Source organism: Okeania sp., assembly GCF_983059655.1.
The window spans coordinates 1-12,229 of record NZ_CEZPJD010000168.1 but is presented as its reverse complement, the minus strand read 5'-3'; the positions used below and the strand labels follow the sequence as shown (position 1 = coordinate 12,229).

The 12,229-nt window shown below is 34.2% G+C and carries 9 protein-coding genes and 2 pseudogenes; 8 read left to right on the top strand and 3 right to left on the bottom strand.

From position 1 onward, the window contains the following. Window positions 1–59 precede the first annotated feature (59 nt). The gene (locus AC3DU7_RS11820; protein ID WP_488039544.1) at window positions 60–1,424 is read right to left on the bottom strand and encodes a CHAT domain-containing protein; all 1,365 of its coding nucleotides are present in this window, start codon (window positions 1,422–1,424) and stop codon (window positions 60–62) included. Between the two features lie 273 nt (window positions 1,425–1,697). On the opposite strand from AC3DU7_RS11820, the gene tatC reads away from it, so the two are divergent. After that, a complete protein-coding gene (gene tatC, locus AC3DU7_RS11815; RefSeq protein WP_488039543.1) occupies window positions 1,698–2,555 on the top strand; it encodes a twin-arginine translocase subunit TatC in 858 nt (285 codons plus the stop codon). A gap of 781 nt (window positions 2,556–3,336) precedes the next feature. Here the strand turns inward: tatC and AC3DU7_RS11810 are convergent. Further along, window positions 3,337–4,809, bottom strand: a complete 1,473-nt coding sequence (locus AC3DU7_RS11810; protein WP_488039542.1) for a mechanosensitive ion channel domain-containing protein — start codon at window positions 4,807–4,809, stop codon at window positions 3,337–3,339. A 193-nt stretch (window positions 4,810–5,002) separates the two neighbouring features. Between AC3DU7_RS11810 and AC3DU7_RS11805 the strand changes: the two are divergent. Together AC3DU7_RS11805 and AC3DU7_RS11800 are read left to right on the top strand one after the other, a co-directional pair. Next, window positions 5,003–5,792: pseudogene (locus AC3DU7_RS11805) on the top strand (IS630 family transposase); the annotation flags it as partial. 494 nt (window positions 5,793–6,286) lie between these two features. Further along, window positions 6,287–6,622: a tRNA-binding protein gene (locus AC3DU7_RS11800; protein WP_488039541.1), complete on the top strand. Its 336-nt coding sequence runs from the start codon at window positions 6,287–6,289 to the stop codon at window positions 6,620–6,622. Window positions 6,623–6,641: 19 nt separating this feature from the next. Here AC3DU7_RS11800 and AC3DU7_RS11795 read toward each other — a convergent pair whose 3' ends face one another. Next, window positions 6,642–6,959, bottom strand: a complete 318-nt coding sequence (locus tag AC3DU7_RS11795; RefSeq protein WP_488039545.1) for a DUF3067 family protein — start codon at window positions 6,957–6,959, stop codon at window positions 6,642–6,644. A gap of 431 nt (window positions 6,960–7,390) precedes the next feature. Between AC3DU7_RS11795 and AC3DU7_RS11790 the strand changes: the two genes are divergently transcribed. From AC3DU7_RS11790 to petA, 5 genes and pseudogenes are all read left to right on the top strand, one after another. Next, window positions 7,391–7,615, top strand: coding sequence for a hypothetical protein (locus AC3DU7_RS11790; RefSeq protein ID WP_488039540.1), 225 nt, complete (start codon window positions 7,391–7,393; stop codon window positions 7,613–7,615). A gap of 120 nt (window positions 7,616–7,735) precedes the next feature. Then, window positions 7,736–7,984: a hypothetical protein gene (locus AC3DU7_RS11785; protein WP_488039539.1), complete on the top strand. Its 249-nt coding sequence runs from the start codon at window positions 7,736–7,738 to the stop codon at window positions 7,982–7,984. 207 nt (window positions 7,985–8,191) lie between these two features. Further along, window positions 8,192–8,575, top strand: a pseudogene (locus AC3DU7_RS11780) (zinc ribbon domain-containing protein); the annotation flags it as partial. A 184-nt stretch (window positions 8,576–8,759) separates the two neighbouring features. Next, entirely contained in the window at window positions 8,760–9,299 is a 540-nt protein-coding gene (petC, locus tag AC3DU7_RS11775; RefSeq protein WP_488039538.1) for a cytochrome b6-f complex iron-sulfur subunit, read from the top strand. 600 nt (window positions 9,300–9,899) lie between these two features. Next, a complete protein-coding gene (petA, locus tag AC3DU7_RS11770; protein WP_488039537.1) occupies window positions 9,900–10,889 on the top strand; it encodes a cytochrome f in 990 nt (329 codons plus the stop codon). The last annotated feature ends 1,340 nt before the right edge of the window (window positions 10,890–12,229 follow it).

Here is a 12,229-nt window from a genome sequence, read left to right as displayed (position 1 = left end):
CCTAGACATTTTGTAGATGTTTGTTTAGGTATGACTTTTTTTGAGAAAAAGTTGCTAAATTACCAAGCATTACCAATAATAGTAAAAGCTGCCCAATAATAAGGATGAGATAAATTTTCATCTCCATATTTTGCTAATTCTTGTGGCAATTTTACGCTACTACCAGAACCATATAATTCACCTTTTTTCAAATTTACTTTTCCTTTTAACATTGCTATTTGTGCTTGTCTTAGAGCTTCTGCTTTCAGTGGAATTTGTTTAAAATGTTGATAAAATTCATTCATTAATGCCAAAGTTCCTACATCACTAACATACCAAAGACTTGCTAGTGCAGATTTAACTCCAGCTTGTACAGCTAAACCAGCAAAACCTAATTCTGCTTGTCGATCTCCCACTGCAGTTTTACAGGCACTTAGTACTAACAATTCTACTTTTGGTTGATGCCATTTCAAATTTCTAATATCATCTAACTCGAGCTTTTCTTGATGCCAAAATTGAATATAAGAATTACTGGGTTTGCCCGATTTAAACTCAGCATGGGTAGCTAAGTGAATAATTCCAAATTTATGTTTTTGTCGTTGGTATTGTAAATTTTTTACTGTGAAATCCTGGTTGATAAATGCTTTGCCTGGGAAAAATTCTTGTGTAATTTGTTTTAATTCTGTTGGTACGGCTGGTAAAGATTGATGGTCGATAAATTCTGATGCTCCCATTCCTAATACTTGCATATTTTTTCTGAAATTATACTCAGTTTCAATCATATTAAAGGCAGGAATTAGAGCAATACTATACTTTTCTATGAGAAATTTTTCTCCATCATGTAGTGCTGATAATGCTAAACTGCGTAAACCAGGTCCTAAACAAAAAATAATTGTATCTACTTTTTGCTTTTCTAATTCTGATTCGATAGGAGCTACTATCCACTGGTAAATTTGTTGAGCAGGTTTTAAATATGAGGTTGTATGACGTCCTCTGGGATCTATGATTTCCCCAGCCAATATTTTTGCTGTATTTAATACAGTCTTTCGCTCTTGATCAGTAACATTGTATATAACTGGTATTTGATTGGGAGTAATTAATACTAACTGTATTGTTTTTCTTCTTGGCCACACCCAAACAACCGCAGGGTTTTTATCAGTTTGAAATTTCCATAAATCAAGCTGTTTAGCGATAGTTTCAGCAGTTAATGTAAAATCTGAGAGATTAACACCAAAGTAATTTTCATAAGCTTTTTCCCAAGTTTGTTCGATTCTATTTACAACTTCTTTGACAGCTCGTTCTTCTAATAATTCATCCCACTCTGATTCTTGCAGAGCAAATGCTGGTTGTTTTTGTATAAGAATATTTAACGTAATACTACTGATACATACTAATATAAATAACAAAGATAAAATCAGATTTTTTTTCCATCTTTTGTTAAACATAATTTGGCTCCAAGATTTTTATTGCCAACTCTATTAACTGTGATTTAGGCAAAATTATAGATGGGTTAAATATAGCAATTAATCTTTAGCTATAAATAATCAGTTTTTCTTGTTTTCGTGACTTTGACTTCTTTTCAAGGCTGATTAATAGACCTAAATTACCCGCAAACTACACTATGAGAAGATGAATTTTCTTACTTAATCCCGGTACAATGGTCTACACTGTGGAAAATAAGAAATTTTATATAAACTAATCTAAAATCAAAAACGGATATGACACCTCCAGAAACTAGCACTCCTCCAGAGGGTTCAGATAATCAAAATTTAGCACCTGTAAGTTTGAAAGATCCTGAAATTAGGCCCAGTAACACAGACCAACTAGGCGATCGCCAACAAAATTCAGAAGATGATGATTATCTCGATCAATCTCCTGATGATGTGGAAATGTCTATATTTGACCATCTTGAAGAGTTACGGATGCGAATATTTTATTCTCTAATAGCAGGAGTTGTAGGTATTATTAGTTGCTTCATTATAGTTAAACCTATTGTCCAATTCCTAGAAGTTCCTGCCCACGGAGTAAAGTTTCTCCAATTGGCTCCAGGAGAATATTTTTTTGTAACTATTAAAGTAGCTGCTTATAGTGGTTTTCTTTTGGCAAGTCCATTTATACTTTATCAAATAGTTAAGTTTGTTCTACCAGGTTTAACTATTAGAGAAAGAAGATTTCTCGGACCTATTTTTTTAGGTTCTACAGTTTTATTTGGATTGGGATTAGTATTTGCTTATTTTGCAATTGTACCAGCTGCTTTGAAGTTTTTCATTAGTTATGGATCGGAAGTAGTAGAACAAGCTTGGTCAATTGAACAATATTTTGAATTTGTATTGCTATTAATGTTTAGTACAGCATTAGCATTTCAAATTCCGATTCTGCAATTCTTGTTAGGTATTTCAGGAATTGTTTCTTCTCAACAAATGTTTTCTGGCTGGAGATATGTATTGTTAGGTGCAGCAGTTTTAGGAGCAGTTTTAACTCCTTCAACTGACCCTTTAACTCAAAGTTTATTAGGTGGTGCAGTAGTTGCTCTTTATCTGAGTGGTAGTTTTGTTGTCAAGTTGATAGGACGTTGAAGAAGACAGAAGGCAGAAGGAAAAATTGCTTATGGATAGTCTTCGACACGGCACTTCCTGTCTACAAACTCCAAACAATTTTAAGCACCCCCATTGACGGTAGGGCAGTTTCATTCTTGCTTAAGGTAGAGGGGGAGCAGGGGAGTAGGGAGTAGGGGAGAATTTTCCACGCTTAAGCCAGCGATTTTCCCCAAATTTATCAATTATTCTTAAAGGTTAAAAATACGAATTTTTGTGGCTTTGAGGGAATTGAAGCATATATTTAGACAAAGTTTAATCACACTTATCGGCGCTCAAAATCGGCAAATGCGTGGCTAATTTCTCTATTTTCTGATCCTCTAATCTCTCGTTTTCCTTAAATTGTTAACTAACGATACTTTAAACCTACATTCCATACGACAAAATGTAGTACGCAAATATGGTAAAACTTGAGTAAGTATTTAGACTGATAGTATGGAGTAGGGAGCGATCGCAGATCAATAGGTTAATAACTCATCCCCACACTAATTTTTGCTTGAGTGATATTGGGTAAAAAGCTGATAATAAAAAGGTTTAAACTTGCTTGTTACTCCTGCAATACTTCATAAATGCCTTTAAGGATGAAAATATTGATTCTATAATAATAGACTTGTCGCTTTATAACTTAAAAAAGCTTCAAAACTCTTGATAAATAAAGGTTCTAGCGATTGAAAGTATTAAACAGTTGTAATTATTTCTCTGCTTAAGTTTGAGCGATTTTTTCCATCTATTTAGCGACCTTCCTTCTTCAAGCTTTGATTTTTTAAATACCAAATAAAGTATAAATTCGATTCCGAATCCAAATCATTGCTGTTTCTTGGGAATTTTCCTCGCTATCTAATAATCCTAAGTTTTTTAAAGTCTCTAAACGTCGGGATAATTCTTCAGAAATTTTGTCTGCTAGTCTTTGGTGTTTTGCTAAAAGATTGTGTAAATTTTCTCGGTCTACTACAAATAAAATTGTATCTTCCATAGCACGAATACTCGCTGTACGAGTAATCCCTAATATTAGTGACATTTCTCCAATAAATTCTCCTGCATATCTAGTTGTAATATACTTATTTGCTTTCGCTGAAAATACTTCTACCGACCCCGAAAGTATAATATAAAATGAGTCTCCTGGCTCTCCCTCTAGACAGATTATTTCACTGCGAGGAACAATTTTTCTATATCCATTTTCAATGACATCTCGTAATTCAATGTTATTACAATTCTGGAAATAACTAATCTGTCGTAATAAATCTCGTAAATTCCATTTTGAGGGATTTTTTTTAGTTTTTGCTATATTTTTTACCAAGGAAGTTGAAAGTTTTTTTTGATTTTTTTCAACAGTTATTGACTCTGCTTTTTGATATGTTTGAATTAAATCATTAATCTGGCGAATATGTAAATCTCTTTGGGGAAAAGGAATAGAAATATTCAGAGAGCGTAATTCTGAATCTATTGAAAAATTTAAATAACTTCTAATTTCATCTATGAGATGAGGATATTTAATCCAGACTAATAATTCAAAATTTAAGGCACTATCTCCAAATCCTTTAAACCAAACTTTTGGTGAGGGGATTGATAAAACTTTTTTCTCTTTTATAGCTACATCTAAAAGTGCTTTTTTTACTAATGCTGTATTACTACCATAGGCAACACCAATAGGAATATGTATGCGAGAAGTCGAATCTTTATGGCTCCAGTTAATAATATTTTTTTCTACTAAAAAATTATTAGGAATAATTACAAAAATACCATCAATAGTTTTGATTACGGTTGAACGAATTGAGGTTTTTTCTACTATTCCTGATAAATCATCAACTTCGATAAAATCTCCAATTTTAATTGGTTGAGCAATCAAAATTGTTAAACCACTAACAAAATTACTAATAATATTTTTCATGCCAATACCGATACCAATACTTAAAGCACCAGCAATTACGGTAATTGATGTTAGGTCAATACCTGCATTATGAAGCACAATTAAGATGCCAGCTATTGTAATTATGTAATTAATGATGGCAGCAATGGCTTCTCTTGTACCTTTTTTGATTCCTAAATTAACTAATATCCATTCTTTCAGCCACTTTTTTATTGTGCGGGAGAAAAATACTACTAAAACAATTAAGGAAATTATTTCAGTAATATTCTTAATGGAAAATGATTGATTCCCTAATTCAAATAGTTCTGTTTGAAATATTTGAATCAATAGGCTAAATATATTTTTTATTTCTATAAATATCCAATTCATATTAAACTCAGTTTACTTAATAAATGAGGAGAGGAAAAATCAAAGTAAGTATTCAGCTGTTAGCAGTCAGCTATCAGCAAATAATGAATAATTTTTACTAAGATTAAAGGAGTGTATTTTGGTAGAAACTTTTAATTATCTCTCAATCTTTCAATTGCTTTAAACCATAATTATTAATAATTAAATAATTTTGATTGAGTGGTTGAAGGCACAAGATTATCTGAGATTATCAGATTTACGCGCACTATTTACAGAAGCAATACGATGTGATTTTTGAGTCTAATCAAAGTTCTTATAACCTATTCAAAGAAGCAGGAATAAGTTGGAAAAAAACTCAAAAAAAGAATCCAGCTAAAAATGATTAATTAGTGAAAGCAAAAAAAAAAGAAATAGAGGAATTGTTGGCTAAATGGCAACCGGAAATAGAAGCTGGAAAGCTTGCAGTTTTTATGATTGACGAATGTCATTTTTTATGGGATCACCTCTTAAGCTATACTTGGGGCACAACAGATAAAAGAATAGAAATTCCCATTAAAAATGAAAAGGAAAGACAAACTTATTATGGAGCATTAGATTATCAAACTAAGGAATTTATTGTGCAAGAATTTAATAGTGGAAATACTGAAAATACTATTGAATTTATCAAATATTTGCAACAGAAAAGGCCTGGTAAAAGATTGGCAATATTTTGGGATGGAGCAACTTATCATAAGTCCCAAGAATTTCGAGAATATTTGATGTTAGTTAATCAAGACTTACCAGAAGAGGAATGGTTGATAAATTGTACAAAATTTGCCCCAAATGCTCCTGAACAAAACCCTGTTGAAGATATTTGGTTACAAGGCAAAAATTTTATTAGACAATTCTATCATCTTTGCAGTTATTTTAAAGTAGTTAAGTGGCTATTTAGGTTTTTTGCAGATGGTCAAATATTTGATTTCCCAAAACTTTTTCAGTATGGAATTTTGCCACAACCTATTTAGGATTGCTATATTTCATTTATAATTTATATTCTGTTATTTATATTGTTTAAAGGATTTAAAAATAATAAATCTACTCTCAGGAAAAGTGTAGCAACTACCTAATCATATTCTAATATTGATAAATAGTTTAACCTATACCCTATATATAGCAGTCGTCACTATAGTTAGGACATGGGGTAATCATGATTATTTATGACGCGAGCAAGATGCTTGCACTATTTGTCCTAAGAAATCAAGCGGTTGCTATATCAAATTGATATTACATCTTAATGTGTGATTTATTCCTACTATAAAAAACTATCCATTCCATAAATTATAAAAAATCAATATTTTTTCATATTTTTTATGATGTTTTTCTTTTCCTTTCCCCAGCTCCGGTGCTTCCAGTTACGCTGTTACCAGTATCGTGACTTTAGCAATATTTTATAAAATTGGTATTAGATAAATATTAAACTAAAAGCTGATATTTAATTCAAATAAGGAACAGTCAAAAAATGACAAAAATAACTTATTCTGACTTTGAGAAAATAGAAATAAGAGTAGGGAAAATTATTACTACAGAAGAATTTCCAGAAGCCAGAAAACCAGCTTACAAACTGTGGATAGATTTTGGTGAATTTGGCATCAAAAAGTCTAGCGCAGGATTAACAAAACTCTATATTCCTCAAAATTTAGTGGGCAAATTAATACTAGCAGTGACAAACCTACCACCACGTCAAGTCGCTAACTTTATGTCTGAGGTCCTAGTTTTAGGTGTGGTGATGGATGATGGAGAAGTTGCCCTAATACACCCAGATAGAGATGTGTTACTGGGCCGAAGAATCTTGTAGTGTTTTGAGCGACCTCTGGTTAAAATTCTTCTACCATCCACTCTGAAGCTCTCTCACCTAAGTCTAGAGGAATACTAACTGCTTTACCTAGTCTAGGTCTTTCTTTTGTATTGTCAATATAGTTCTTAACAGTTTCTACACCACCAAAACCATTGATATAGGTGGCTATTGCATCTAGATGGGCCAAATAATCTACTTCTGTCATCGGAAAAGATACTTGTTCAAGGTACTTCCACATCACCTGCACAAATATTTTGCCTTTTGTCCGCCGTAGTTGAATATCATAAGACTTACCCCACTTGTCTAGTAATAGTTGATGTAATTCCTTGCCAGTTATCATATATTTTAGATTTTAGATAGATTATAACTTCTACAGTTTTGAGATATAAACACTAAATGTAGTGTGGCACTATAGTTTTATTTAGGATTATGTAGTGTTTTTGCGTAAATTTTCAAGTTAAATAGTTAATTTGGGAAAAACTAACTATTTAACAAGTCTCTAAAAGTTAAAATTTATACTATATTTATAAATCTAAATTATCTAGTCATAGACCTTACCATCACAACATTTACATTTCTTAATGAAAAGAACAATCAAAGTTCAACTAAATTTCAAAAAGGAGTCCCACGTTGTCATCTGTGATTCAGCACCGGGAGGAATTTTTAATTTCAAATAAAATGAAGCTTCATTGTTGATTGATATTTTTCACCATTTACCACTTGAAGTATCATATAATAATAAAGCACATAACAACTATATTCTGTAAATTGAAGGTCAGCCCAGAACTGGCAAAAGAAATAGAAGCCACTATGAAAATGCTTGCTAATGCTTTTCAGTATATACACAAAAACAGTGAAAAAAAACTGACAAATAGTGTAGCAATTCAAGCTTTAATGTACGATAAAGTTAGAGAAAAGTTTCAGTTATCAGCACAAACTAAAATTCACGCTATTAGACGAGTATTTTCTAATCGAAAAAACTTTTATTACTAATCATAATTAAAAAAGAATTAACTTTTGCACCAACATCAGTTGATTACGACAGTAGAACATTTAGTTTAGATACAAAAAAATGGATTGTGAGTTTAAAGCTTTTGAGTAAGCCCACAAAGTTTGAGTTATTATGTAGGTAATTATCAACGTGGAATATTAAAAGGTAGTAAGCCTACTTCAGCAGTCTTAACTAAAATAAAATATGGAGCTTACTATATAAATATTCATGTTAATCATATTGCTCCGGAGCCAAAGTCAACAAATAAAATAATAGGAATTGATTTAGGTAGGCTAGATATAGCCTCAACTTCTGAAGGTGAATCATGGTCAGGTAAAAATATAACTTCTAAGAGAAATAATTATTCTTAAATCAGAGAAGTTATACAAAGAAAAGCATCTAAAGGCACTCGTAGTAATCGCAGGAAATGTAGGCAACTACAGCAACATTTTTCAGGAAAAGAGCGATGCTTTCAAAAACACGTTAACCACGAAATAACAACTTATTTAGTCAAAAGAGCAGCCACTAATATCTATTGCCATAGAAGATTTAACTAATATTAGAAACAGAACCAATCAGCAACCAAGAAGAAAGAAAGAAGATTATATAATAGTTGGGCTTTTTATCAGTTCAGAATGTTTCTTGCTTATAAATGTGTGTTATGTGGCGTGAAATTAATATTAGTTAATCCAGCATATACTAGCCTTACTTACCACAAATGTTTGCATATAAGTCCAACAAAAGGAACGATATATAGGAAGGGTAAAAACTACCACTGCTTTCATTGTGGGTGGAAAGGGGATGCTGATTATAATGGTGTCAAAAATATAGCTGCTTTAGGGTTGAGTGTAAACCAGCCTGGAAGTCCCTGGTTATCCTGTGAGGTTAGCAGTCTTGATTTTGTGCCAAAACAGCCGACTACATGGGATATACTGGAGGACTGCGAAAAGCCCGCATCATAATCTCTGATTTGATGCCGGGTAGTTTATATAATGTAATAATAATTAGGAAATGGTTTTAAGTTGCAATTTGTTTAACAAAATATTGTAAGCTTGGCTGTGGTCGCAGACTAACAGCAATTATCATTCGTCTGCACATAATTCAAAAACACCAAACGTAAATTAATAAAAAACACTCAATCTATTCATGGCTCAAGCAGAAGGAACACCAGATGTACCCGATATGGGACGTCGCCAATTTATGAATCTTCTCACCTTTGGCACTGTGACCGGGGTCGCTCTAGGAGCACTCTATCCAGTAGTTAACTACTTTATTCCTCCATCCAGTGGTGGTACAGGTGGTGGAGTGACCGCCAAAGATGCCCTTGGTAACGATATTATTGTTAGTGACTTTGTGGCCAATCACAATCCTGGAGAAAGAACTCTGGCACAAGGTCTAAAGGGAGACCCTACCTACATAGTGATTGAAGGAGATCAAACTTTAGCTAACTATGGTTTAAATGCAGTTTGTACTCATTTAGGCTGTGTAGTCCCTTGGAATGGTAGTGAAAATAAATTTATCTGTCCCTGCCATGGCTCTCAGTACGACAGTACAGGGAAAGTAGTTAGGGGGCCAGCACCTTTGTCTTTGGCATTAGTCCATGCCAATGTTAGTGATGATAAACTGGTCTTCACCCAGTGGGAAGAAACAGACTTCCGCACCGGAGAAAACCCTTGGTGGACTTAAAGAAGCGGTCAGCACTCAGTAGAATCGTTTTTTTTATCTTGAGAAGGGGGATTTTAACCCCGACTCAACCATCCAGCGTAATCGTGGGGGCTTTTACCAAGAGCTGCTAAAAGTTGAGAGATAGTTAAGAGATTTTTGATTGGTAAGCAATCAGTGAATCCAACTAAATGTTGTGAGGTGTCTCCCTTTATAATCTCCGATTTAACAGGAGGGGAGTTGTTACCTGCAAAAAACTCATCTCTAAAGTAAAGTAACCTCAATTATGCTATGGTTAATCCCCAAATCAAGTAGCGGTAATACGCACCTGACTTCAGGACCGAGACAACTTAAGATATGGGGTTCAACTGGTGAAGTCCTAGTAATTTCCTATTAGTTGGTAAAATCACGGAAGGTAGCTAGGTGAGTACAGAACTGGACAGTACAAAACGGCGGTGGGTCTCATCGTTGCTGCCTGTTGACGCGCGCGAGGATACTCAACCTTGGAAGCAGGAAGCCCTTTTTCGTGAGGGAGGGAAGCCCTCGTTAGGCTAGCGCTATAGCGGGGGAGAACGTCATAAAATTTGTAGAAGTTTTTGATTTTGAGAGAAGACAGAACAACTGATGTCAAAAATAGACCGATCGGCAATGTGGGGCAGTATGACTAAGGCGATCGCCAAGATGATGGTAGTCGCGATCGCAACTATAGCCCTATTCCTTACTAGTGATATAGTCCATCCCCAGGCAGCAAATGCCTATCCATTCTGGGCGCAGGAAACTGCTCCAGCAACTCCTAGAGAAGCTACAGGCAGAATTGTTTGTGCTAACTGTCACCTTGGTGCTAAACCTACAGAAATAGAAGTACCTCAGTCTGTACTACCAGATACAGTATTTAAGGCTGTGGTAAATGTTCCTTATGATACTGAAGTTCAACAAGTTTTGGGTGACGGTAGTAAAGGTGGCTTAAATGTAGGTGCTGTATTGATGTTGCCTGAAGGCTTCAAAATTGCACCTGAAGATAGAATACCTGAAGAATGGGAAGAAGAAGTTTCTGGTCTTTACTTCCAACCATACTCTGAAGACCAAGAAAACGTTATTTTAGTTGGGCCAATACCTGGAGAAGAATATCAAGAGATTGTTTTCCCGGTTTTATCTCCAGATCCTGCCACTGATAAATCTATCCACTTTGGTAAATATGCTATTCATGTAGGTGGAAACCGAGGTCGTGGTCAGGTTTATCCTGCTGGTAATAAGAGCAATAATACTGTTTACAACATCTCTGCTAGTGGTAAGATTACTGATATTACTTTTGAGGAATATGTAGGTAATCAAATTACTATTGAAACTACTGATGGTGAGACTGTTGTGGATACAGTGCCTCCAGGTCCAGAACTTTTAGTTGCTGTAGGAGATACTGTTGAAGCTGGTCAAGTTATTACAAATGACCCTAATGTCGGTGGTTTTGGTCAAAAAGATATTGAAATTGTCCTGCAAGATGCAAATCGAGTTAAATGGTTGATGGCATTCTTTGCTCTGGTCATGCTAGCTCAGATTATGTTAGTTCTGAAGAAGAAACAAGTCGAGAAAGTTCAAGCTGCTGAAATGAATTTTTAGGTAGACTGAGTTTTTGAATTGACAATTTACTGATGAGGAGTAAAGCATTAGGAGTAAGGGATAAACTTTATTTCTAAAGCTTTGCTCCTTATCATGTTTTATAGATAGTGTTCCCTACATTTCGCACAATATAGCGCTACAAGTTTAGGTTAGGACATTCCTAAATCTACCAAACCCACTAACAGCTTACTGTTGCCTGTTGCCTGTTGCCTGTTGCCTAGCGCGTAGCGCTATAAAACACAGCATAAAAATATAAGTCAAGAGTTAAAATTCAAAAGTAAGAAGAAAATTATATTGGTTAATAGCAGTCAATGATTCAGTAAGTATTTATGCTTAACATTTCACTGAGAATTTTACTCCCGATAATGAAAATAACTTATACAGCGTTTCCCGTTGTTATGAGGTACAAAATTTTAGGTTTGAGGGAACAAGGAACAGGGAAAAGAAAAGAATAAAAACAACTGTACCTCATAGCTTCGGAAACTGCTGTATAGTATAAATATCTGAGTAAGCTACGGATTTTATGATGATTTTCATGTTACAAATTGAAGTTTGAAGTGTAGGTTATACAAAATCTGTTTAATTAGGTATAAAAATTTGTTATCTGCTTTAATAATTTAGAATTTAGAATTTAGAATTACCCCTCCTTGAAAAGAAGTAGACAAAATTCTTACTCCCTCCTCCTCCCCCTCTCTCCACACTTCTACAAGGCTTTCAGGAGTTCCTTATCAGGGATAGCTTAAAAGGGGAGGCTTTAAACCAGAATTTTTCGGTAATAGGTATAGTAAATCAGAATTTCCTACGGAATGCTCCGCAAACAGAATCCAGAATTCAGAAGGGAAGAGAACTCAGAATTCTTTCAGCTCTGGGTAAAGATGGAATATTTTTTTATACCGAATTAAACGGATTTGATATGAAATAAAAATTCCCACTTTACAGATAGAAATAATAGAGGCAAGAATCGTCCCCAAAAGTAGCTGTTATCTAATAGAAATAGTCTATTTTTTATCAAAATAATATGCCTCTAAAACCCCGCCTTTTAAGGCGTAATATTTTTGGAGCCTTGCTCAAATCCCCGTTACAAAAATAACTTCTAACTTCAGATTCGTTAATCTCCCTGTTGCCTGTTGCTTGTATACAGCTTTTTGAGACAAAAAAATGCTACAACTAATATCAGTCAATGCTTTTGCTGACGCAAAGCTGCCGCTAAGGTATTTATTCAGCAAACCCTAATTATTTAAAATCCAAATAAACTATAAATTTTCAATACCTGAGCGCTCAATGCTATACATAGGGCTTGCTGAAAAAGTCTTTTTTAAGGAGTAGGGGAGCGGGGGAGT